The 22650-nt window shown below is 76.3% G+C and carries 21 protein-coding genes; 6 read left to right on the top strand and 15 right to left on the bottom strand.

Annotated elements, in window-relative coordinates; genetic code table 11:
• Positions 1-36 precede the first annotated feature (36 nt).
• The 4 genes from ACI79C_RS04495 to ACI79C_RS04510 form a co-directional block, all read right to left on the bottom strand.
• Complete coding sequence (locus tag ACI79C_RS04495) at positions 37-1701, bottom strand: SpoIIE family protein phosphatase (RefSeq protein WP_456944419.1); 1665 nt, start codon at positions 1699-1701, stop codon at positions 37-39.
• A 99-nt stretch (positions 1702-1800) separates the two neighbouring features.
• The gene (locus ACI79C_RS04500; protein WP_456944420.1) at positions 1801-2943 is read right to left on the bottom strand and encodes a spore photoproduct lyase family protein; all 1143 of its coding nucleotides are present in this window, start codon (positions 2941-2943) and stop codon (positions 1801-1803) included.
• Positions 2944-3006: 63 nt separating this feature from the next.
• Positions 3007-4038: a M23 family metallopeptidase gene (locus ACI79C_RS04505; protein ID WP_456944421.1), complete on the bottom strand. Its 1032-nt coding sequence runs from the start codon at positions 4036-4038 to the stop codon at positions 3007-3009.
• Positions 4035-4628: a hypothetical protein gene (locus tag ACI79C_RS04510; RefSeq protein WP_456944422.1), complete on the bottom strand. Its 594-nt coding sequence runs from the start codon at positions 4626-4628 to the stop codon at positions 4035-4037. The genes ACI79C_RS04505 and ACI79C_RS04510 overlap by 4 nt, the downstream gene beginning before the upstream one ends.
• A gap of 196 nt (positions 4629-4824) precedes the next feature.
• Here ACI79C_RS04510 and ACI79C_RS04515 point away from each other — a divergent pair, with 196 nt between their 5' ends.
• The 4 genes from ACI79C_RS04515 (at position 4825) to ACI79C_RS04530 (ending at position 10288) form a co-directional block, all read left to right on the top strand.
• Positions 4825-5097, top strand: a complete 273-nt coding sequence (locus ACI79C_RS04515) for a hypothetical protein (RefSeq protein ID WP_456944423.1) — start codon at positions 4825-4827, stop codon at positions 5095-5097.
• 645 nt (positions 5098-5742) lie between these two features.
• Positions 5743-7230, top strand: coding sequence for a hypothetical protein (locus ACI79C_RS04520; RefSeq protein ID WP_456944424.1), 1488 nt, complete (start codon positions 5743-5745; stop codon positions 7228-7230).
• Positions 7227-8759, top strand: coding sequence for an SCO6880 family protein (locus ACI79C_RS04525; protein ID WP_456944425.1), 1533 nt, complete (start codon positions 7227-7229; stop codon positions 8757-8759). The genes ACI79C_RS04520 and ACI79C_RS04525 overlap by 4 nt, the downstream gene beginning before the upstream one ends.
• Complete coding sequence (locus ACI79C_RS04530; RefSeq protein ID WP_456944426.1) at positions 8756-10288, top strand: hypothetical protein; 1533 nt, start codon at positions 8756-8758, stop codon at positions 10286-10288. Before ACI79C_RS04525 ends, ACI79C_RS04530 begins: the two co-directional genes overlap by 4 nt.
• 130 nt (positions 10289-10418) lie before the next feature.
• Here the strand turns inward: ACI79C_RS04530 and lepB are convergent, their stop codons facing one another.
• From lepB to glgA, 10 genes are all read right to left on the bottom strand, one after another.
• A complete protein-coding gene (gene lepB / locus ACI79C_RS04535) occupies positions 10419-11009 on the bottom strand; it encodes a signal peptidase I (RefSeq protein ID WP_456944427.1) in 591 nt (196 codons plus the stop codon).
• The gene (locus tag ACI79C_RS04540) at positions 11006-11662 is read right to left on the bottom strand and encodes a hypothetical protein (protein ID WP_456944428.1); all 657 of its coding nucleotides are present in this window, start codon (positions 11660-11662) and stop codon (positions 11006-11008) included. The genes lepB and ACI79C_RS04540 overlap by 4 nt, the downstream gene beginning before the upstream one ends.
• 218 nt (positions 11663-11880) lie before the next feature.
• Positions 11881-13242, bottom strand: a complete 1362-nt coding sequence (locus ACI79C_RS04545) for a sensor histidine kinase (RefSeq protein ID WP_456944429.1) — start codon at positions 13240-13242, stop codon at positions 11881-11883.
• Positions 13232-13918 (bottom strand): response regulator transcription factor, encoded by a 687-nt coding sequence (locus ACI79C_RS04550; protein ID WP_456944430.1) that lies wholly within the window; start codon positions 13916-13918, stop codon positions 13232-13234. Before ACI79C_RS04550 ends, ACI79C_RS04545 begins: the two co-directional genes overlap by 11 nt.
• Positions 13919-14118: 200 nt before the next feature.
• Complete coding sequence (locus ACI79C_RS04555) at positions 14119-14532, bottom strand: response regulator (RefSeq protein WP_456944431.1); 414 nt, start codon at positions 14530-14532, stop codon at positions 14119-14121.
• Between the two features lie 205 nt (positions 14533-14737).
• Positions 14738-15481, bottom strand: coding sequence for a GAF domain-containing protein (locus ACI79C_RS04560; RefSeq protein WP_456944432.1), 744 nt, complete (start codon positions 15479-15481; stop codon positions 14738-14740).
• Positions 15482-15566: 85 nt separating this feature from the next.
• On the bottom strand, positions 15567-16364 hold the full coding sequence (locus ACI79C_RS04565; protein WP_456944433.1) for an ABC transporter ATP-binding protein: 798 nt from the start codon (positions 16362-16364) through the stop codon (positions 15567-15569).
• Positions 16361-17443 (bottom strand): FecCD family ABC transporter permease, encoded by a 1083-nt coding sequence (locus ACI79C_RS04570; protein ID WP_456944434.1) that lies wholly within the window; start codon positions 17441-17443, stop codon positions 16361-16363. Before ACI79C_RS04570 ends, ACI79C_RS04565 begins: the two co-directional genes overlap by 4 nt.
• 11 nt (positions 17444-17454) lie before the next feature.
• Positions 17455-18393 (bottom strand): ABC transporter substrate-binding protein, encoded by a 939-nt coding sequence (locus ACI79C_RS04575; protein WP_456944435.1) that lies wholly within the window; start codon positions 18391-18393, stop codon positions 17455-17457.
• A 216-nt stretch (positions 18394-18609) separates the two neighbouring features.
• The gene (glgA, locus tag ACI79C_RS04580; RefSeq protein WP_456944436.1) at positions 18610-19782 is read right to left on the bottom strand and encodes a glycogen synthase; all 1173 of its coding nucleotides are present in this window, start codon (positions 19780-19782) and stop codon (positions 18610-18612) included.
• 74 nt (positions 19783-19856) lie between these two features.
• On the opposite strand from glgA, the gene glgC reads away from it, so the two are divergent.
• Positions 19857-21077 carry a glucose-1-phosphate adenylyltransferase gene (glgC, locus tag ACI79C_RS04585; protein WP_456944437.1) on the top strand — a complete coding sequence of 407 codons (1221 nt, stop codon included), beginning with the start codon at positions 19857-19859 and terminating at the stop codon, positions 21075-21077.
• A 68-nt stretch (positions 21078-21145) separates the two neighbouring features.
• Positions 21146-21652, top strand: a complete 507-nt coding sequence (locus tag ACI79C_RS04590; RefSeq protein ID WP_456944438.1) for a 2'-5' RNA ligase family protein — start codon at positions 21146-21148, stop codon at positions 21650-21652.
• Positions 21653-21664: 12 nt separating this feature from the next.
• On the opposite strand, the gene ACI79C_RS04595 is transcribed toward ACI79C_RS04590, so the two are convergent.
• Entirely contained in the window at positions 21665-22315 is a 651-nt protein-coding gene (locus ACI79C_RS04595; protein ID WP_456944439.1) for an O-methyltransferase, read from the bottom strand.
• Between the last annotated feature and the right edge of the window lie 335 nt (positions 22316-22650).

The following is a 22650-nucleotide window of genomic DNA, read 5'->3' on the forward strand; positions in this document are numbered from 1 at the left end:
GCCGCGGGCGTGCGAGTGGCGGGGGCAGGGGGTCCTTCACCAGGCGGGGACGGCGAGGGCCAGGACGGCGAGGTCGTCGGCCTCGTACCGGGAGTCGCGCAGCTGCTCCTCGACCGCCCGCGCGATGGCCGCGACGGTGGCCTCGGCGTCCCGCGGGCCGGTGGTCAGCACTCGCGCCAGCCCCTCCTCACCGAACTGCGCGCCGGTGTCGTCACGCGCCTCGGTCACCCCGTCGGTGTAGAGCACCAGCGTCGAGCCCGCGGGCAGGGCCACGTCGACCACGGGCAGGTCCAGCTCGGCCACCACGCCCAGCGGGCGCCCGCCGACGCCGACCTCCCGCGTGCCGGCGGCGGTGGCCAGCTGCGGCAGCGGGTGGCCGGCCACGGCCACGGCGGCCCGGACGCCGTCGGCGGCGGGGGAGAGGACCAGGCAGCAGGCGGTGACGAACCGCAGCGGGCCGTCGGCCTGCTCGTGCAGGAGTGCGGCGTTCACCGCGCGGAGCACCTCCGCGGGGTCCCCGGAGTCACCGGCGGCCCGCGCGGTGTGCCGGGTCAGGGCGGTGAGGGCGGCGGCCTCCGCCCCGGTGCCGCACACGTCGGCGATGAGCACCATCCAGCGGCGGTCGGGCAGCGGCATGACGTCGTAGGTGTCCCCGCCGACCAGGGCGCAGTCGCTGCCAGGGCGGTAGCGGGCGGCCAGCTCCACCCCCGGGATGGCCGGCAGGTGCGAGGGCAGCAGGCTGCGCTGCAGCGTGTCGGCCAGCTCCCGGACCTCGGACTCCGCCCGCAGCCGGCCCAGGAACTGCCCGATCTGGCGGCCGGCGTGCGCGAGCACCTCCAGCAGCTCGACCGGCACCGGGCGCTGCTCGCGGGAGAACAGCTCGCAGACGGCGAGCACGTCGTTCCCGCGCAGGACGGGGAAGGCGACCCCGGTCCGCAGCCCGTCGGCGCGCGCGGCCGAGAGACGGGTGAGGCGCGGCTCGGCCCAGAGGTCCTCGATGACGACCGGGGCCCGGCGGGACCAGGCCAGCCCGGGCAGCGGCTCACCGCGGCCGATCCGGTGGGCGTGGGAGGCCTCGTGCAGGGCCGGCGCCTCCGACCCCGGCGTGTTCCAGGTGCCGACGTGGTGCAGCCGGCGGCTGGCGGTGTCGGGCTCCCAGAGCGTCGCGGTGTCCCAGTCCAGCTCCGCGCACAGGGTCGGCAGCAGGTCGCGGAAGGCCACGTCGGCGTCGGGCGCCTCGGTGAGAGCGGCAGTGACCCGCAGGGTCGCGGCGAGGTAGCGGCTGACCAGCAGCTGGCGTTCGAGCAGGATCGTGGTGCTGGCGTCGCGCAGCACGGCGACCACGCCCGCCTCCTCCGGCCCGGCGCCCGGTGGCGGGGGCAGCATCGCCAGGGTCACGTCGATCGCGACCTCGTGGCCGCCGGCGTGCAGCGCCGGCAGCTGGGTGGTGCGCCCGGCCAGCTCGCCCTCCCCGGTGGCGAGGAACCGGGCGAAGTCGGTGCCGTGTCCGCCGCGGAAGCGCTCGGGCATGAGCACCTCCAGCGGCTGCCCCAGGACCGCGTCGGGCTCGTGGCCCAGGAGCACGGTGACGGCCGGGTTCACGTAGGAGATCCGCCCCGACGCGTCGGCGACGACGACCGTGTCGGGCAGCGCGGCGAGCAGGGACGGCGCAGCGACGGCGGAGTCCAGCTGGAGCGCCATGCTCTTCTCTCTCCGGGAGTAGCGGTCACCCCAGGGTCCCACACGTCGTGTCAGTGACTCGCCACTGAGCGTCGACATGTGGTCATGTCGACACCGCGCTCAGAACGCGTACCGGATGCGCAGCCACGGCGCGTGCGCCGCGACCAGCTCCTGCAGCCGGGTCACCCCCGCCCGCTTGACGTCGTTGCGGTAGCGCACGTTCCACTGCCCGTTCTGGCTGCGCTTGGGCTGCTGCAGGTCCGGCCGCCAGAGCAGGTCCTCGGCCTTCGGGTGCCAGCCGAGGTTGACCTCGTGCAGGTCGCGGTTGTGGGTCAGCATGATCACCTCGGCCGCGGCCTGGGCCTTGGCGGCGGGTGAGAGCTCGTCGTCCAGCCGGGCCAGCAGCTGCGCCCAGTCGGCCTCCCAGCCCTCGCGCAGCACGACCGGCGAGAGGTTGAGGTGCACCTCGTACCCGGCCTCCACGAAGTCGTCGACCGCGGCGACCCGCTCGGCGATGCGGCTGGTCCGCACGTCGAGCACCCGGGCGTCGGCGTCGGGCATCAGCGAGAAGCGGACGCGGGTGCGGCCCTGCGGGTCGAGCTCGAGCAGCTGCCGGTTGACGTACTTGGTGGCGAACGAGGCCTTGGCCGTCGGGAGCCCACGGAAGGTGGCGACCAGGTCGGCGACGTTGTCGCTGACCAGTGCGTCCACCGAGCAGTCGCTGTTCTCGCCGATGTCGTAGACCCAGCTGTCCGGGTCGCACTGGTCGGGCTCGGTCTTGGGGCCCTGCCGGGCGACGTGCCGACGCAGGTAGCCGGTGATCTGCTCGGTGTTGGTGAAGACGGTGATCGGGTTGGCGTAGCCCTTCTGCCGCGGCACGTAGCAGTAGGCGCAGGCCATCGCGCAGCCGTTGGCCGTCGACGGGGCGATCCAGTTCGCCGAGCGGCCGTTGGGGCGGGCGGTGAGCGACTTCTTGACGCCGAGCACCAGCGTCTCGGTCTTCACCCGGACCCAGCGGTCGACGTTGCCCTCGTTGCCGTGCAGCTCGGGGATCTTCCAGTGCGAGGGGACCTCCACCACCTCGGCGCCGGGGAAGCGGGCCAGCACCTGCTGACCCCGCGGTGAGGCGAGCGCGGCGGGCTCGGCGTACACCTCGCGGACCGACAGCAGCCGGCCGAGGTCGTCGCCCGCGCACCGTACGGCGGGGGAGGAGGCGGTGGAGGGGGTCGGCTGGACGGGGGACGGCGAGGCGGCGGCTCCCACACCGGGTACAGCGGACCGCCCGGGACCCCTGTTCCGCTGCCCGGTGCGCGACGCGCCACACCGTCAGCGCAGGTCGAGCCCCCGGGCGGTGAGGAAGGGCAGCGGGTCGGTCGGGACGCCGTCGAGCAGCACCTCGAAGTGCAGGTGGCACCCGGTCGAGTCGCCCTTCGTGCCGACGCGGGCCACCTGCTGGCCGGCCACCACCGGCTGGCCGACGACGACGAGCAGGTCGTCGTCCTCCATGTGGGCGTACCGGGTGACCACGCCGTCGCCGTGGTCGACGACGACGAGGTTGCCGTAGCCCGACGACGGCCCGGCACGGACGACGACCCCGGCGGACACCGCGACGATCGGGGCGTCGCACCCCGGCGCGAGGTCCAGCCCGGCGTGCAGCCGGACGCCGCCACCGGTCGGGTTGTCCCGCTGGCCGAAGCCGCTGGTGAGCGGGCCGTCCGACGGCGTCGTCCAGTCCCCGGTCACGGTGCGCAGCAGCGGGCTGGCACCGGTGCAGGACACCGATCCGGTCCCCGGCGCCAGGCCGGTGACGGTGGCGCCGGAGAGGGCGGCGGTGACCTCGAGGGCGTCGTCCCACCAGCGGGCGTAGTGGTAGGGGTCGGCGTTGCGCTGCGTGCGGTGCGCGGCGATGGTCGGCGGCAGCGTCTGCCAGCCCTCGACCTGCAGCAGGGCCTCGAAGAAGTTGGTGGCCGACGTGGTCGGGTCCATCCGGTCCTCGTAGCTGCCCCACGCCCCGTTGGCCCGCTGCTGGAACAACCCGCGGCTGTCCGGTCCCACGGCGTCCCCGTGGTCGACGACGGTCAGCGAGGACTCGCCCATCGCGGTCATCACCCCGATGACCTGGCCGCGGGCGTCGACCCCGAGCGCCTCGCCGGCCTCCATGACCAGCGCCGCGTTCACCAGTTGCTCGCCGGACCAGCCGGCGACCGGCCCGTCGGGCACCCCCGCGACGCTCACCGCGGCGCCGGCGGGGGAGCACGCGCCGGCCTGCGGGTCCTCCTCCGTGACCAGGGCCGCGGTCACCAGGCCCCCCGCGACGAGCACCGGCGCGAGCGCGGCGACGACGGCGACCCGCCTCACGCGGTCGGCTCCGGCAGCGTCCCCGGCTCGTCCTGCGGCAGCGGGATGGGGGTGTCCGCGGGCGGGGTCAGGGCCCCGGACGGGTCGATGGGGTCGACCGGCGTGATCCGCTCCACCAGCCACGGGCTGTCGCCGCCCTCGCGCGCGAGGAGGACGGCGTACTCACCGGCATCGGTCGGGAACAGCACGGTGGCGAGGTAGGCGCTGACCGAAGGCGTGGGACGGGCGGGTCCGGTGACGGCGGACGCGGGGACCGCCTGCGGGTCGGTGCCCTCGTACGCCGCCGCGGCCGTGGGACTCAGCAGGGGCGCGAGCTCGGCCCACCACTGCGCGGGGTCCAGCGCGGGCCGCGCGAAGGCGGTGAGCGCGGCGGTGGCGGCCTCGAGAGCGGCACGCTGTGAGGCGTCGTCCTCGGTGGGTGGGGGCGGCGGGGCGGGCAGGGCCGCGTGCGCGTCGCCGGGGTCGGGGGACGGCGCGGCCGAGGAGGTGGCCGCCGGCTGCACCGGGTCGGCCGCCGCGGCGCACCCGCCGAGCACGAGCGAGGCAACCAGGGCGGCCGCAGCCGCGAGGCGCCGTCCCGAGCCGGACATGCCGTGGCCTCCCGTCCGCGCCGGCGGGACCCCCGCCACGCCGGTGCTGCCGTCGAGTACAACGCGGCCGCCTCGGGGCGCGGCACCCCCAATCTCGGGCATTGCCGCACCTCGGGGACGGGACCGACCGTGGACGTCGACACGGAGGCGGGGTGGCAGCGCCCTGCCGCGGACCGAGGACGCGAGGACGGAACCGATGGGTGCGCACACCTCCCCGCTGGCCCTGGCCGTGGTCGACCCCGGTCAGGGGGTGGCCCCGCCGGGTGCGGAGGGGATCGTCACGATCGTCCAGTGGGTGGCGTGGACGGTGCTCGCCGTCTGCGTCCTCGGGGTGCTGCTCGTCGGTGCCCGCATGGCGCTGGCACACCGCCGGGGTGAGGGCGCGGAGCACGCGGTGAGCCTGGCCTACGTCCTGGGTGGTGCGGTCCTGGTGGGGTCGGCCTCCGGGCTGATCGCGGCCCTGGTCTGAGCGGCCGGCGCGGCGGGGATCGGACGTGGACGTCGAGGAGCGGGGTGGGGCGCGGTGACGACCCCGACGCCCACGCCGACGCCCCCGGCCGTTCCCACCACGCCCGCCCCGGCGCTGACCGACCCCGCTCCGCCGCCGCCTCCGCCGCCCCCACCGGTCGTGCCGGAGACGGCTGCCCCACCGGCGCCCCCGTCCACTCCCGACCCAGGCCCTCCACCGCCTGCGGACCCCGGGCCGGGCACCGGGACGCCGGCGCCGGGGACCGGGACGCCCGCACCGGGCAGCGAGTCCCCCGCACCCGGGACGGGCACGCCCGCACCGGGCAGCGAGACCCCCGCCCCGGGGACCGGGACCCCGGCACCCGGGACGGGCACGCCTGCACCGGGCAGCGAGACGCCGGCCCCGGGGACCGGCACACCCGCACCGGGCACGGGGACCCCCGCACCGGGCAGCGAGACCCCCGCCCCGGGGACGGGGACGCCCGCGCCGGGCAGCGAGACCCCGGCACCGGGGACGCCCGCCCCGGGGACCGGGACCCCCGCGCCGGGCAGCGAGACGCCCGCACCGGGGACGCCCGCGCCCGGCGGCGAGACGCCGGCACCGGGTGGGGAGGCCCCCGCGCCGGGTGGAGAGGACCCCCCGCCGGTGGAGCAGCCCCCCGCGCCGCCGGCCGAGCCGCCGCAGGAGCAGGTCGCCGTCGAGGACGACCGGATCCCGGCCGCCTTCGTGGACGACTCCGTCGTCCCGGTGCTGTCCGGAGCCGAGCAGCAGGCGGTGGAGGTCGACCGGATCCCGCTCGACCTGGTCTCCGACGGCCGGGACCTCGGCGGGCTGAGCAGCTTCGGGCCGGGCGACTCGATCAGCGGTACTGCGGACGTCAGCGGCGTCGACCCGACCGCCGGGGACCTGGGCGAGGCGTTCCTCGACCCGGCCATCCCTGCCGCGGGGATCGGCGTGCTGGACGAGAGTGGAGGAGGAGACGTCTTGGGTGACCTGGCGCGGGAGATCGTCGAGGCGGCCGGCGACGCGCTGGCCGCCGTGGCGCGACTGTGGGCCGACCCGCCGTCCCCCGGCATCGGGTCGATCGGCCCCGGCGGCGCGGCGACGCCGTCCGAGGCGGCCTCGCTGCTGGCCGGCTCGCTGGCCTGGTACTCGGCCGCGGTCGCGGTCGTGGCCGTGCTCATCGCGGCGGTGCGCATGGTGTGGCAGCGGCGCAGCCAGCCGGTCGCCGACCTGCTGCGGGGGCTGCTGACCCTCGTCCTCGTCGGTGGGGCGAGCCTCACGGGGGTCACGCTGCTGGTCACGGCGGCGGACGCCTTCTCCGTCTGGGTGCTGCAACGCGCGACCGGGGACGTCGAGGGCGGGCTGACCGAGCTGCTGGCGCTCCAGCAGACCGACGGCATGAACGACGTCCTTGTCATCCTGCTGGGCACCGCGGCGCTGCTCGGCGCCCTCGTCCAGATCGTGCTGCTGGTGGCCCGCGGGGTCGTCCTGGTCGTCCTCGCCGGCGTGCTGCCGCTGTCGGCGTCGGCGACGAACACCGACACCGGCCGGGCGGTCTTCGTCCGCACCCTGACCTGGACGGTCGCCTTCGTCCTGTACCAGCCGGCCGCCGCCCTGGTCTACGCGGCCGGCCTGACGCTGGCGCCCACCCCCGACGACGCCCCGCTGGTCGCCGCCCTGACGGGCACGACCTTCCTCGCCCTCGCGATCGCCGCCCTGCCGGCCCTGCTGCGGGTGCTGCGGCCGGTGGTGCGGACGGCGACCGACGGCGGCAACCGGGTGCGGGCGGCCGCCACCGCGGGGCTGCCCTCCGGCGCCCGCGCGGTCGTGCCGGTGACGGTCTCCCCGGCAGGGGGAGCCGGCGCCGGCTCGGTGCGGGTTCCCTCGTCGCGCGGCGGCGGACCCCGGGCCGGGGCCGCTCCGCTGGAGCGCGGCCGGCACTCCGCCGCCCGGCTGGGCCGGGTGACCGCCGGTGTCGACCGCGCGCCGGGCGCCGAGCCGGTCCCGGTGGCCGGCCCCGCGACCGGGCCGTTCCGCGCCACCGGCACCGCCGCCGAGACCCGCACCGCCGCCGTCGAGGCCCGCACCGTCCCCACGCCCCGACCCGACGCGGAGGACCCGCTCCCGTGACCCTCGCACCCCCCTCCACCGCCGCGCCCCGCACGTACGGCAACTGGCGCCGTCCGGCCAGCCCCGGGCTGGGCAGCCTCGGCGTCCTCGGCACCGGGCTGCTGCTGGCCGGGCTGCTCGGGGTGATCGCCACCCTGGTCCTCGCCGGCCCGGTGGCGGCGCTGGTCGCCGGCGCCGCCCTCGGCCTGCTGATGGCGCTCCTCGTGGTCCGCGACCGGCACCACCGGTCGGGGGTCCAGCGACTGGCCGGCCGCGTCGGCTGGGCGCGGGCGCGGCGCGGCGGGGCGCACCTGTACCGCTCCGGGCCGCTGGGCCGGACGCCGGAGGGCAGCTTCGCGCTCCCCGGGCTGGCCGCGGCCTCCCGGCTCTCGGAGTGGGAGGACTCCTACGGCCGTCCCTTCGCGCTGGTCACCGTCCCGGCCACGCGGCACGCCACCGTCGTCCTGGTCACCGAGCCCGACGGTGCCTCGCTGGTCGACGAGGAGCAGGTGGACACCTGGGTCGCCCACTGGGGCGCCTGGCTGAGCGCGCTGGGCAACGAGCCCGGCCTGGTCGCGGCATCGGTGACGATCGAGACCGCGCCGGACTCCGGCACCCGGCTGCGGCACGAGGTCGGCACCCACCTCGACCCGCGGGCGCCCGAGGTGGCGCTGGCGATGCTGCGCGAGGTCGTCGACACCTACCCCGCCGGGTCCGCCACGGTCACCGCGTACGTCTCGCTGACCTTCACCACGGCCGGCCGGACCGGGGGACGGCGCAAGGGTGACGAGGACGTCGCCCGGGACATCGGCACCCGACTGCCGGGCCTGACCACCGGGCTGAACGCCACCGGCGCCGGCGCGGTGCGCCCGGCCACCGCCCAGGAGCTGTGCGAGGCGATCCGGGTGGCCTACGACCCGTCGGTGGCGACCGCGCTCGACGAGGCCCGCGCCACCGGCGGCACCCCCGAGCTGCGCTGGTCCGACGTCGGCCCGGCCGCCGCGCAGGCCGGCTGGGGCTGGTACCGCCACGACGGGGCGCTGTCGGTGACCTGGTCGATGACCGAGGCGCCGCGCGGCGAGGTCTTCTCCTCGGTGCTCGCCGACCTGGTGGCGCCGCACCCCGACGTCGACCGCAAGCGGGTCACCCTCCTCTACCGCCCGTTGGACGCCGGCCGCGCCGCCCGCATCGTCGAGCAGGACCGGCGCACCGCCGACTTCCGGGCCTCGTCGTCGGCCCGGCCCACCGCGCGGGTGCTCCTCGAGCAGCGGGCCGCGGCACTCACCGCCGAGGAGGAGGCCCGCGGCGCCGGCCTGGTCGACTTCGCGATGCTCGTGACCGCAACCGTCGCCGACGCCGACCTGGCCGACGACCCGCGGGCGGCGCTCGACGTCGCCCGGGCCGCGATCGACAACCTGTCGGCGACCGCCCGCACCCGGCTGCGCCCGGTCTACGGCTCGCAGGACTCCGCGTTCGCCGCCGCCCTGCCACTGGGCATCGTCCCCTCGGCGCACCTCACCGTGCCGCGCGAGTTCCGGGAGGCGCTGTGAAGCACCGTCCGCCCTCCCGGCCGGCGCCGGCACCGGCCGCCGCACCCCGCGGCTGGCCCGGGCGCGGGCGGGGCGCCTCGCCCTACGTGCAGGCCCCCGACGAGTGGCGGGCGACCACGGTCCAGGCCTGCGGGCTGTGGCCGTTCGCCGCCGGCGCCGGGACGCCGATGACCGGGGTGCCGCTGGGTCGCAACCTGCTCTCCGGCGCGACCCTGTGCTGCGACCCGATCAGCTGGTTCCAGCGGGCCAACCTGATCAGCAACCCGTCGGCCTTCGTGCTGGGCAAGCCGGGCCTGGGCAAGTCCACCGTGGTGCGCCGGATGGCCCTGGGCCTGGCCGGCTACGGCGTCCTGCCGATGGTCCTGGGCGACCTCAAGCCCGACTACGTCGACCTGGTGGAGGCCATCGGCGGCCAGGTGATCCGGCTGGGCCGAGGCCGCGGGCACCTCAACGTCCTCGACCCAGGTGAGGCGGTGGCGGCCGCGGCGCGGCTGACCGGCGACGCCCGGGAGCAGGTCCTGGCCGACGCGCACGGACGCCGGCACGCGATCGTCTCGGCACTGATCACGGTCATGCGGGGCGCGCCGCCCAGTGACCGCGAGGAGACCGTCCTCGACCGGGCGCTGCGCGTCCTCGACGACACCCACGACACCGCCCGGCTGGGCGCCCCGACGCTGCACCACCTGCTCGAGGTGCTCCGGGCCGCGCCCGACGACGTCCGCGCCGCCGCCCTCGACCGCGGCGACCGCAGCCGCTACGACGACGTCACCGAGGACCTCGAGGCCACCCTCGTCGGGCTGACCGGCGGCGGGCGGCTGGGCCGCATCTTCGCCGAGCCGACCACGACGCCGATGCGCCGTGACCGCCCCGTCGTGTTCGACGTGTCGAGCATCGACGACGCCCAGACCGACCTGCAGGCGGCCGTCCTGCTCGCCTGCTGGTCGGCCGGTTTCGGGGCGATCAGCGTGGCACACGCGCTGGCCGACGCCGGGCTCGAGCCGCGGCGGCACCACTTCGTCGTCCTGGACGAGCTGTGGCGGGCGCTGCGGGCCGGCCGCGGCATGGTCGACCGGGTCGACGCCCTCACCCGCCTCAACCGCCAGCGCGGCGTCGGCATGGCGATGGTCAGCCACACCATGAGCGACCTGCTGGCCCTCCCGAGCGAGGAGGACCGGATGAAGGCCCGCGGCTTCGTGGAGCGGTCGGGCATGGTCATCTGCGGCGGCCTGCCCTCGGCGGAGATGCCGATGCTCACCTCCGCCGTCCCGCTCACCCGGGCCGAGCAGGAGCTGCTCGTCGGCTGGCAGGACCCGCCGGCCTGGAACCCGGGCACGGGTGCCGAGGCCGAGCCGCCCGGCCGCGGCCGCTTCCTGGTCAAGGTGGGCGGCCGGCCGGGCATCCCGGTGCACGTGACGCTCACCGGCGTGGAGCGGCAGCTCAACGACACCAACAAGCTGTGGCACGAGCTGTCCCGCTCCGCCGACGACCTGGCGTCGCCCTCGGCGGCCGAAGGCCCGGTCCGGGGCTGACAGGGTCCGCCCGTCCACCGAGTCCTGCGAACTCGTGGCGATCGACCGCTGATCGCCACGAGTTCGCAGGACTCGGCGCGTGCGGGGCCGGGAACCCGCGCGACCCGCGCCGCGGTGTCGAGGGGACGGCTCAGCAGCCCTCGGACGGCGAGGGGAGCCCGCCCGGCGAGGGCCACAGCCGGGCCGGCACCGACCCGACGAGTGAGGAGGTGGGCACCGGCCCGAAGGCGCGGGAGTCGATCGCGCCGTCCCGGTTGTCGCTGAGCAGGAACAGCGTGTCCGGGGGCACGGTGACCGGCCCGAACCACACGCCGTCGAGCAGCGCGGGGTCGATCGCGGGCTCGCAGACCGGAGCGCCGTCGACCACCAGGACGCCGTCCTCGATGGCGACCTCGTCCCCGCCCACACCGGCGACCCGCTTCACCAGCAACCCCTCCTGCAGGGGGTGCTCCACGGCCACGACGTCCCCGCGGTGGGCCGGGCCGTCGCCGTGCCGCACGACCAGCAGGTCGCCGGGGTCGATCGTCGGCTGCATGCTGTCGGAGTCGACCCGCATCACCTGGAGCGGGAGCAGGCCGGCCAGGCTCGCCACGAGCAGCAGCGCGAGGCCCCAGGCTCCCCAGACCGCGGCGCTGCGCAGCCGGGCCCACACCCCACCGCCGTGGTCACCGGTGCGGGGGTCACCGGTGACCGCGGCGGCTGATCGGGGGGTGTCGCTCACCCGAGGACGCCGGTGAACCAGAGCACCCACGCCAGCGCGCCGAGGGCCAGCAGGGCGTTGGTCGCGCGGCCCCGCCAGGAGGTCGGCAGGAGTGCGGCCAGCGCCGTCATGGCCAGCAACTCGACCGCGACCGTCGCCGTCCCGAGCCCCTCGGGCCCGTGCCCGGCCGCCGCCACGGGGGCGCCGGCCATCGCGACCGGCCCCTCCCAGGCGACCGGCATGCCGTCGGCGAACCGCACCCCGGTGATCGGGTCGACCGCGACGGTCTCCCGGCCGGGGACGTCGTGCTCGTGGGCCCCGGCCGCGGCGTCGTGCACCGCGAAGGCGTCGAGCAGGTTCGTCGTGTGCGCGACCAGGTACAGGCCCAGCAGGCCGACGGTGCCGAGCAGCCCGAAGGCCACCAGCTCCCGCCGGGGGCGGTTCCCGGCCCAGGCGGTGAGCAGCAGCCAGGCACCCAGCCCGACCTGGGCGAGCGCGGTGAGCAGGAAGAACCCGACGGCGAGGTCCCCGGACTCCAGGTGGTCCACCGCGGCGGCCACGTGCAGGACGCCGGCGGCTCCCATTGCTGCCGCGGCGACCAGCTGCCACCGGGAGACCCGCCGCCGCGCGGGAGCGGGAGGGAGAGGAACCGGAGCGGTCTCGGTGGTGGTCATCGCGCCCGCCTCCGAGGAGGGGTGGGCGTGCGGGTGGGCGGCGTCCCGAGGAGCAGCACGGTGCGGCGGTAGGGGCTGGGCGTGTCCATCGAGCAGGCTCCTCGCTACCGGGATCGGTGAGAGGAGCCTCTCGTCTCGGCGGTCGTCGGCACAGCCGCCTCCAGGGGATGCGGAGCTCCCGCATTTGGGGGGTCGGCCCGGTCAGGCGCGGGACTGCGTCACTCGGGGTGGGTCAGCGGGACCACCGCGGTCAGCAGGGCACCCCCACCCTGCCGTTCCTCGAGGGTGACCGTGCCGCCCAGGTCGACCACGCGGTCGCGCAGCAGGGCCAGGCCCAGGTGCCCCTCCTCGCGACGGTCGGTGCCCTCCGCCGGGAAGCCCACGCCGTCGTCGGCGATCTCCAGCCGGACCGCCTGTGCGCCCCGCAGCTCGGTCTCCTCGAGGGTGATCCAGGCGTGCCGGGCCTGGGCGTGCTTGGCGACGTTGGCCAGCGCCTCCTTGGCCGTGCGGTAGAGCACGGCCGCGGCGTCCGGGGTCATCTCCGGCAGGGGAGCGGCGTCCATGAGGACGTCGACCCCCTCGGCGCGCAGCGGCTCGGCGACGTCGGAGATCGCGGCGCCGAGCCCCGGTCCGCTGAGGTCGGGCGGGTAGATGTCGACCATCAGCCGGCGCAGCGACTGGACGGCGTGGCGGATGGCGCCGACCAGCCGGTCCACCGTCGGCTGCCGCTCCTCGGGCAGACTGCCGCGCAGCGCCGAGAGGGCGTAGCTGACGCCCGCGAGGTCCTGCACCGGCCCGTCGTGGACGTCGGCGGCGATCGCCCGGCGCTCCCGCTCGGAGGCCTCCACGTTGCGCTGCATGAGCGCGGCGCGCTCGGCCTCCTGGCGGCGCACCCGCCGGGCCAGGGACGTGGCGATGGGGATCTGCACCACCTGCAGCAGGACCAGGGCCCCGATGGCCATGGGGATGATCTCCCCGCGCAGGAGCGCGGCCTGCCGGTCGATGCCCTCGTAGGCGAAGTAGGCCTCGAACGCCAGCTGCTGACCCGGGATGTCGAGGGGCGCGTACACCTCGAGCATGGCGGCCTGGTCGTCCGGGGCCGTCTCGGGGGCCTCGTCGACGTTGGACACCGTGTCCCCGCCGATCGCGGCGAGCAGCTCGTCGGAGGGCTCGACGACCCGGCCCTGCAGGCCCGGCTCGCTGGCGTAGAGGATCTCCCCGGTCGCCCGCCACACGATCACGCGCGTGACGGAGCCGTCGCTCATCCGGTTCTTCACGTCCCGGTCGAGCTCGTCCCACCGGCCGTCCACCCCGGCCAGGGCGTCGGTCAGCACCGGCGCCACGAGGAACTGGCCGATCCGCTCGGCGGCGCGTTCGGCCTCGGCCAGCGCGTTGGTGCGCGCGATCCGCTCGCTGAGCCAGATGGTGCCCGCGGACACCGCGAGCAGGACCAGCAACGCGGTCGCGCAGAAGGCAGCCAGCTCCCGTCGCGGACCCGCGCCGCGCGCCGGCGTGCGGCGGCGCGAGCTCGGACGGGTGGTGGCGCTGCCGGTGGAGGAGGGTGGCGCCTCAGCGGTCATTCAGGGAGCCGAGCAGACCCAGCTGCTGCGCCTTCACGACCGCCTCCAGCTGGGAGCGGACGCCGAGCTTGGCGTGCAGCGACTTCACGTAGCCGCGACAGGTCTCGAGGGTGATGCCCAGCACCCGGGCGATCGCCTTGACCTGCATCCCGCGGCCCAGGCAGTCGAGCACCTCCTGCTCGCGTCGGGTCAGCTGCGGCGGGGCGGTGCGGTCCGGGGAGGCCGGCGGCGCGCACGTGGCGCCCCCGGAGAAGGTGGAGGGGGCGACCAGCATCTGGCCGGCCTGCACCCGGGAGAGGACGTCGATCATCTCGGTGAGCGAGCCGTCCTTGGGGATGAACGCCGACGCGCCGGCCTGCGCGGCCCGGACGACCCAGTCGGGGTCCCGGTGGGCGGTCACCACGGCCACGACGGCCTGCGGCGCGACCTCGCGGATGCGACGGGTGGCTGCCAGCCCGTCCTGGCGTGGCATCTCGATGTCCATCACCACGATGTCGGGCTGCAGGTCCTGCGCCATGGCGACGGCCTGGGCGGCCGAGTTCGCCGTCCCGATCGCGTCCATGCCCGCGGCGGCCAGCGCCCCGGACAACAGTTCGGCGAAGGTCCGGTGGTCGTCGACGACCAGGACCCGGGTCTGGTCGAGCCGTGTCTGCCGGTCCAGCTGGGCGAGCGCCATGGAAACCCCCGTGAGTGGTGAGCGCCCCCACCACCACGCGTGGGGGAGCGCCGTCATGGGACCTGAGTCGTATGCCGTTTGGCCAGGGTCCAGGTCCCCACTGAGGACTTAGGTCCCGGCTGTCGTCCGGGGACGACGAGCGAGTCGGTACACAGTGTGACCGAGACGACACCGTTTCGTCCGGGGTGTCACCAGCGGGTTCACCCGTTCGAGGCACTCGCCGACGCCGCGGCGTCGCTCCAGGCGGTGCCCCCGGCGGCGACCGCGCGCACGTGACCCGGGAGCGCGCCGGGGTCGTCGTCCTTCAGCAGGTACCCCACGACCCCGATCTGCTGGGCCTCCTTGACCAGGGCCGGGGTGATCGACCCGGTGAGGACGACGACCCGTGCCTCGGGGTGCACCGCGAGCAGTTCCCGGGCCGCCTGGAGCCCGGTCACCCGTGGCATCGCCAGGTCGAGGAGGACGACGTCGGGCTGGGTGCGCCGGGCGGCGTCGAGCACCTGCTCACCGTCCTCGCACTGCGCGACCACGGTGACGTCACCGGTGGCGGAGAGCAGGTCGGTGAGGGAGTCGCGGACGAACGCGTGGTCGTCGGCGAGCAGGACCTTGATCACGAGCCACCTCCTCCTGGTCGCCGGGTGCCGGGCGCTGGGCACCGTACCCAGCAGCGGTGCCGGGATGCGACGGGGCTGCCGTGCCGGTGCCGATCCAGTCTCGCAACCGGCGGGAGCACCGGCGACATCCGAATGACGGGGATGCCCGACCCCCAATCGCGGGGGCATGCGAAACCGGGCGGTGACGCAGTGTGAGGAGAGGGGTTCACCCCACCGGCGCCTCCCCACCGGGCTCGAGGTCGGCGGGCTGGAGCCGGCCGGCGACGAGGTCGGCTGCCAGCTCGTCCACCGGCCGGCCGGCCGAGAAGGCCGCCGCCCGCAACAGGTCCAGCGCCGCGGGGGTGTCGGTTTCCAGCGACATGCTCAGCCGGCCGATGGCCTCCCACACCGTCGCCCGGCTCCGCGCAGCCGGCCCGTGCAGCCAGGCCGGCCCGCCCCGCGGTGACCACGACGACCACACGGCGGCCTCTCCGAGGGCGGAGGTCACCAGGTCGCCGACCGCCATGGCCTCGAAGACGTCGAGGTCGGGGACGGATGCCTCGTCGGTGAAGAACAGGTCGAGGGCCCCCTTGCCGGCCAGGGTCTCCCCGAGCGGGAGGGCCACGACCGCGCGGTAGGGCGTCTGCTCGACCAGCAGGCCGGCGAAGGTCGGCCACCGGCGGTGCAGGTCGAAGGAGGCCGCGAAGACCGGTTCGCGATGGAACTGGGCGGTCTCGCACGGTCCGCTGCCGGCGGTGAACTGCAACCGCTCGGCGAGGGCCGCCTCCTCCGAGCTGGCGCCCAGCGGGATCCGCCGTCCGGCCCCGTCGAGGACACTCAGGCCCGCACCGTCGACACCCAGGATCCGGGCCGAGGCCCGGGACAGCCGCACGGGGAGCAGCTCCGGGACGGCGAGCACGCCGTCGGAGACGTCGTCCACCGCGGCGTGGAAGCGCTCGGCGATCGACACGGGCCGATGATGCGCCATCCCCGGCCCGCGCACCCCTGGAAGCGGATCGGTTCGATCCGATTTCCTCCGGCCGCGTGACCGGCGGTCACCCGCGGTCGCGGTCGGCGGCGCGCAGCGGCAGGACGGCGGGGCCGTGCGGACCGGCCACCACCTGTGCGCGGGCCCCGTAGTGGCTGGCCAGCGCCTCGGCGGTGAGGACCGCGGCGGGCGGGCCCTCGGCCACCACCCGGCCGCGGGAGAGCAGGGCCAGCCGGTCGGCGTACTGCCCGGCGAGGCTGAGGTCGTGCAGGGTGCTGAGCACGGTCAGGCCGTCCTGGCGGCGGAGCCGGTCGACCAGGTCGAGGACCTGCTGGGCGTGGCCGAGGTCCAGCGCCGCGGTCGGCTCGTCGAGCAGCAGCACGCGCGGCTGCTGGGCGAGGGCCCGGGCCAGCACCGCGCGCTGCTGCTCCCCGCCGGAGAGCGTGGACAGCGGGCGGCCGGCCAGGTCGGTCAGCTCCAGCCGCGCCATCACGTCGGTCACCACCCGGCGGTCGCCGGCCCGGGGCGCGGCCAGCAGAGACCGGTGCGGGGTGCGCCCGAGGGTCACGTAGTCGGCGGTGGTCACGCCCTCCGGGACCACGGGGCGCTGCGGCGCGTAGGCGAGGTGGCGGGCGCGTTCCCGGCGGGGCATCCCGGTGGTCGCGACGCCGTCGACCCGGACCTGCCCCTCGTGCGGGTGGGCGCCCAGGACCGAGCGCAGCAGCGTGGACTTGCCTGCGCCGTTGGGACCGATGACCGCCGTCCAGCCGCCGGGCTCGACGTCGAGCCGCACGTCGTCGAGGACCCGCGTGCGGCCGAAGGCGGCCGACAGCCCCACCACCTCCACCCGGGCACCGCCGGTCACCGTCGCCGCGCCCCTGCCCACAGCAGGCCGGCGAAGAACGGGGCGCCGACGAACGCGGTCACCACCCCGATCGGCAGCTCGGCCGGGGCGAGGACGACCCGCGCCACCAGGTCGGCCAGCACGAGGAACGCGCCGCCGACGAGCAGGGCGGCCGGCAGGACGCGGGCGTTGGACCCGCCCACCAGCCGCCGCGCGATGTGCGGGACGACCAGCCCCACGAAGCCGATGAGCCCGCTGACGGCCACGGCGGAGGCGGTGGCCAGCGACGCGGCGAGGACGACCAGCAGCCGCATCCGTCCGGGGTGGACGCCGAGGGAGCGGGCCTCGTCGTCCCCGACCGCGAGCACGTCGAGCGCGCGCCCGCACAGCAGCAGGACCCCGCACGCGAGGCCGAGGTAGGGCAGTACGAGCACGACGTCGGACCACTGCGCGCGGCCGAGCTGGCCCAGCAGCCAGCCGTACACCTCGCGGAGGTCGTCGGTGTTCTGCTGCTGGACCAGCGTCTGCGCGGCGGCCAGGAAGGAGGCGACGGCGACCCCGGCCAGCAGCAGGCTCGGGCTGTGCGACCCGCCGGCGGCGGCGCCGAGGAGCAGCGCCGTACCCACGCCGGCCAGGGCCCCGACGAAGGCGGCCAGCGGGACGACGCCCACCGGCCCGAGCGACGTCCCCGGCGCGTAGGCGATGACCAGCGTGGCCCCCAGCCCCGCGCCGGCGGCCGCGCCCAGCAGGTAGGGGTCGGCCAGCGGGTTGCGGAACACCGCCTGGTAGGCGGCGCCGGAGACGGCCAGCCCGGAGCCGACCAGGGCGGCGAGCACGACCCGGGGCAGCCGCAGCTGCAGCAGCACCGCGGCTCCGGTCCCGTCGAGCCCGCCCGGGACGTCGACGCCCAGGGGTGCGAGCGCGCGGTCGGCCAGGGTCGCGACGACCGCACCGGGGGGCAGGGGGAGCGCGCCCACCCACACCCCGGCCAGCAGGGCCAGCACGAGCGCGGCCGCCGACGCCGACAGCACCCCCGCCGTCCGGCGTCGGGGCCGGACGGCGGGCGCTGCGGGAGCGCCGGTGTCCGCCGGAGCCGTCATCGCCCGCCCGCTCAGCCCCGCAGGACGGCGGCGACGGACTCGGCGAAGTCGGCCACGCGCGGCCCCCAGCGGGAGGCCACGGAGTCGTCGGCCGCCAGGACCCGGCCCTCGCGGACGGCGGGCACCGTGTCGAACGCCGGCCGCCCGGCCAGCGTCGCGGCGGTCTGCGCGCAGCAGACCGTGTCGGCGAGGACGACGAGGTCCGGCGCCTGGCCGACGACGTACTCGGCGGACAGTTGCGGGTAGCCGCCGGAGGTGTCGGCCGCGCCGTCGGCGATGTTCTCCAGGCCGAACAGGGTGTAGACGCTGCCGATGAAGGTCTCGCTGGTCGCGGAGTACCCGCTGGGGTCCAGCTCGTGGTAGACGCGCAGGCCCGCCGTCCCGGCCGGGACGGAGTCGACGGCGGTCGCGATCCGGTCCTGCACGTCGGCGACCACGTCGGCGGCCTCGTCGGCGTGGCCGGTCGCCGCGCCCAGCGTCTCCACCTGCGCGTAGCTCTCCTCGAGCGTGTCGACCGCGCCCAGCAGCAGGGTCGGCACCTGCAGCGCGTCGAGCGCGTCGACGATGCCGTTCATGTCGTCGCTGAGGACGACGAGGTCCGGCGCGTACGCGGCGATCGCCTCGGCGTTCGGGGTGAACGCCGACAGGTCGGTGACGGGTGCCCCGGCCGGGAAGTCCGACGTGCTGTCGACGGCCTCCACCTGCTCGCCGGCGCCGATGGCGAACAACATCTCGGTGGCCGAGGCCGACAGCGAGACGATGGCCTGAGGCCGCTCCTCGAGGGTGAGCTCGCCGTCGTCGCCGGGAACGGTGACCGGGAACGCCCCACCGGAGGCCGAGGACGAGGCGGAGGTCCCCGCGGACGAGTCGTCGCCGGCGCAGGCGGGGAGGGTCAGGAGGAGCGGGAGGAGCAGCGCGGCGGGGGAGCGCCGCAGGGCGGTGCGGGACAACAGAGGCCTCTCGTCAGCGGCAGGCACCGCCCACGGGCACCCGACGCCCGGTGCGCGACCCCTGCCGCGAGGGTCGGTACACGACGCGGGGCAGGCGATCTGGCTCAGGCCGGGGAGACCATCACAGTTGCGGGACAGCGCCGGGTTCCCACCGGACTTCGCTGCGCGGGCGCCGCCGGCGAGCCGCCGGCGGGGGAACGGTACCAGCGCCGGCGGTCAGCCCCGGTCGCCGAGGACGGCGGAGTAGACCCCGACGGTCTGCTGCGCGATGGCCGGCCAGCCGAACTCGGCCAGCACCCGCTCGCGGCCGGCGGCGCCCAGGCGGGCGGCGCGGTCGGGGTCGGCCAGCAGCTCGGCGATGCGCATGGCCAGGCCGGCCTCGAAGGACGCCGGGTCGTCGGGGTCGTAGGGCACCAGCAGGCCGGTGCGGCCGTCGTCGACCACCTCGGGGATGCCGCCCACCGCGCTGGCGACGACGGCGGTGCCGCAGGCGGCCGCCTCGAGGTTCACGATGCCGAGCGGCTCGTACACCGACGGGACGACGAACACCGTCGCGCCGGTGATCAGCGGCACCAGCTGCTCGCGGGGGAGCATCGCCTCGATCCAGACGACGCCGCCGCGCCGGCCCTGCAGCTCGGCCACCGCGTCGGCCACCTGCTGGCGCTCGGCCGGGGTGTCGGCGGCCCCCGCGCACAGCACCAGGCCCGCCTCGGCGGGCAGCTGCTCGGCCGCCCGCAGCAGGTGCATGACGCCCTTCTGGCGGGTGATCCGGCCGACGAAGAGGGCGTAGGGCCGGTCCGGGTCCACGCCCAGCGAGCGGACGACGTCGGGGTCGTGCACCGGCCGGTAGGCCTCGGCGTCCACCCCGTTGCCGACGACGTGCACGCGGGCCGGGTCCAGCTCGGGGTAGACGGCGAGGATGTCGGCCTTCATGCCGCCGCTGACGGCGATCACCCCGTCGGCGGCGAGGTAGGCGGTGCGCTCCACCCAGGAGGAGAGCCGGTAGCCGCCGCCGAGCTGGTCGGCCTTCCACGGCCGGCGCGGCTCGAGGGAGTGGGCGGTCACCACGTGCGGCGTGCCGTGCACCAGGCCGGCGAAGAGCCCCGCGGCGTTGGCGTACCAGGTGTGGCTGTGCACCAGGTCGGCGTCGGCCAGGGCCCCGGCGACCTCGACGTCGACGCCGAGGGCCTGCAGCGCCCCGTTCGCCGACCGCAACCCCTCCGGGACCGGGTGGCCGGTCGCGTCCGGCCGCGGGCCGCCGAAGCAGTGGACGTCGATGTGCGGGCCGGCCGGCAGCGAGCGGAGCGCCGCGGCGAGGTGCTCGACGTGCACCCCCGCACCCCCGTACACGTCCGGCGGCCACTCCCTCGTCACCATGCCGATGCGCACGCGCCTCACCCTAGGGGGCGGAGCCGTGCGACGCGGTGCGGCGAACACCCCGCTCAACGGCTACGTTGCGTCACATGCGCGGCGGTCCTCGGGTTCTCGGCATCGTCCTGGCGGGCGGTGAGGGCAAGCGGCTTGCGCCTCTGACACAGGACAGGGCCAAGCCGGCGGTGCCCTTCGGCGGCAACTACCGGCTCATCGACTTCGTGCTCTCCAACCTGGTGAACGCCGAGATCCGGCAGATCGCCGTCCTCACGCAGTACAAGAGCCACAGCCTCGACCGGCACATCACCACCACGTGGCGGCTGTCGCAGATGCTGGGGAACTACATCACCCCCGTGCCGGCGCAGCAGCGGCTCGGCCCGCGCTGGTACACCGGCAGCGCCGACGCGATCTTCCAGAGCCTCAACCTCATCTACGACGCCCGGCCCGACATCGTCGTCGTCTTCGGCGCCGACCACGTCTACCGCATGGACCCCGCGCAGATGATCGACCAGCACGTGCAGACCGGGGCCGGTGTCACCATCGCCGGGTTGCGGGTGCCACGCACCGAGGCGACCGGCTTCGGCGTCATCGATGCGGACGCCGACGGCAAGGTCCGCGGCTTCCTGGAGAAGCCGGCCGACCCGCCCGGCCTGCCGGACTCGCCGGACGAGAGCTTCGCGTCGATGGGGAACTACGTGTTCACCACCGACGCGCTGCTGGAGGCGCTGCGGGCCGACGCCGAGGACGAGAACTCCGCGCACGACATGGGCGGCTCGATCATGCCGATGCTCGCCGAGGCCGGGGACGCGTGGGTCTACGACTTCTCGACCAACATCGTCCCCGGTGCGACCGAGCGCGACCACGGCTACTGGCGGGACGTCGGGACGATCGACTCCTACTTCGACGCCCACATGGACCTCGTCTCGGTCACCCCGATCTTCAACCTCTACAACGACCGCTGGCCGATCCTGACCCTGCCTCCACAGCAGCCCCCGGCGAAGTTCGTGCTCGGCGGGCGCGCGGAGGAGTCGATGGTGAGCGCCGGCGCGATCATCGGCGGCGGCTCGGTGCACAGCTCGGTGGTCTCCCCGGGGGTGCGCGTGGAGCGCGGTGCGCGGGTGGAGGACAGCGTGCTCATGGACGGCGTCCACATCGGCGAGGGCGCCTACGTCCGTCGGGCGATCCTCGACAAGAACGTCGTCATCCCGGACTGGGCGCGGATCGGCGTCGACCTGGCGTCCGACCGCGAGCGCTACCACGTCAGCGCCGGCGGGGTGACGGTCCTGGGCAAGGGAGCCCGGGCCCACGTCTGAAGAGGGACCCTCGTGCCCCCCCCGGCCCTCGCTCCGCTCGGGGCGGGCCCCGGGGCGGGGCCGGTCCGGTGACGTCCTCCGAGCCACTGGTCGTCACGCTGCTGCTGGAGGCGGAGGCACAGGAGCGGTTCGACCGGCTGCGGGCGGCGCACTTCCCGGCCGAGCGCAACCACCTGGCCGCGCACGTCACGCTGTTCCACGCGCTCCCCGGCGAGCGGGTCGACGCCGTCGCCGCCGACCTGGCCGCCGCGGCCGCCCGACCCCCGTTCGAGGTCGCGGTCACCGGCCTGCGGCTGCTGGGCCGCGGTGTGGCCTACACCCTGGAGTCGGCGGAGCTGGCCGAGCTGCGTGGCCGCCTCGCCGCGGCGTGGGAGCCGTGGCTGACCCCGCAGGACCGCCAGCGGCACGCACCCCACGTCACCGTGCAGAACAAGGTGGAGCCGGCGGTCGCCCGGGCACTGCGGGACCGGCTGGCCGCGCAGTTCACCCCCGGGCAGGTGCCCGCCCGGGGCCTGGGCCTGTGGCGCTACCTGGGCGGGCCGTGGGAACCGGTGGCGGAGTTCCCCTTCGGTTGACCGCGCTCCCGGTCAGCGACGCCGGGTGGCCACGAGCAGTCCCGCCCCGATGGGGAGGACGGCGGAGGTGAGGTCGTCGTGCTCGCGGATGGCCCGGGCCAGCTCGCGCCAGGTGACCGTCTGCTCGTCGCGCGCGGTGCGGTCGGCGATGCGGTCCCCCGCGAGCAGCCCGTGGCAGGCGACCGTGCCGCCGACCCGCACCAGGTCCAGCACGGCGGCCAGGTGGGGGGCGTACTCGGTCGGCGCCCCCGCGCAGACCACCATGTCGTAGGCGCCCGGGGAGAGCCGGGGGAGCACCTCGGCCGGCGTGCCGAAGATCATCCGGGTGCGGCCGGGCGGGTGGCCGGCCTCGGTGAACGCCCGGCGCGCGGAACGCAGCTGCTCGGGCTCGCCGTCCAGGGCGGTGAGCAGGCCGTCGGGGCGCATGCCCTCGAGCAGCCACAACCCGACGACGCCGCCGCCGCTGCCGATGTTGACCACCGCGCGGGCTCCGCCGCTCGCGGCCAGGACGGCCAGCGTGGCGCCGACGGCCGGCTCCACCGGCGGCAGGCCGCCGAGCCGGACCGCCCGGGACCGGGCCGCCGCCAGCGCGGAGGTCTCGGTCGCGAAGCGGTCGGCGTACGCGGCGCCGTCCCTCCCCGGCCTCGGTCCCTCGGTGCTCACTGCTCGACTCCGGACTCGTTCCGCTGCTCGGGTCGGTGCCGCGCCGGCTGCCGGCTCCGCACGCCGGCGCCCGCTGCGCTGCCCGCTCCCCGCCGCCGGCCGCCGGGCTGTGGTGCTCGCCGGCCCGCCGTCCCCGCGACGCTCATCACCGGGCGAGGGTAGTGGCCGGTGCCCCCGCGGCCGCCCGCGACCGGCGAGCTGTGAGCTCCCTGTGAACGGGAACACCACCCGACCGCCGGCCCGTTGGACCGGTCGTGCCTCCCAAGCGAGCCGGAACCGATCGACCCACCGACGTCGGGGGGTCGGGATCGGCGTCGGTCTGCGATCCTGGGACC

This window comes from Geodermatophilus sp. SYSU D00697, assembly GCF_054050175.1.

Bases quoted from the DNA above. Each gene is read 5' to 3' on its own strand.
- ACI79C_RS04495 (WP_456944419.1), bottom strand. From the start codon at position 1,701: ATGGCGCTCCAGCTGGACTCCGCCGTCGCTGCGCCGTCCCTGCTCGCC.
- glgC (WP_456944437.1), top strand. From the start codon at position 19,857: ATGCGCGGCGGTCCTCGGGTTCTCGGCATCGTCCTGGCGGGCGGTGAG.
- ACI79C_RS04550 (WP_456944430.1), bottom strand. From the start codon at position 13,918: ATGGCGCTCGCCCAGCTGGACCGGCAGACACGGCTCGACCAGACCCGG.
- ACI79C_RS04540 (WP_456944428.1), bottom strand. From the start codon at position 11,662: ATGACCACCACCGAGACCGCTCCGGTTCCTCTCCCTCCCGCTCCCGCG.
- ACI79C_RS04510 (WP_456944422.1), bottom strand. From the start codon at position 4,628: ATGTCCGGCTCGGGACGGCGCCTCGCGGCTGCGGCCGCCCTGGTTGCC.
- ACI79C_RS04545 (WP_456944429.1), bottom strand. From the start codon at position 13,242: ATGACCGCTGAGGCGCCACCCTCCTCCACCGGCAGCGCCACCACCCGT.
- ACI79C_RS04515 (WP_456944423.1), top strand. From the start codon at position 4,825: ATGGGTGCGCACACCTCCCCGCTGGCCCTGGCCGTGGTCGACCCCGGT.
- ACI79C_RS04570 (WP_456944434.1), bottom strand. From the start codon at position 17,443: ATGACGGCTCCGGCGGACACCGGCGCTCCCGCAGCGCCCGCCGTCCGG.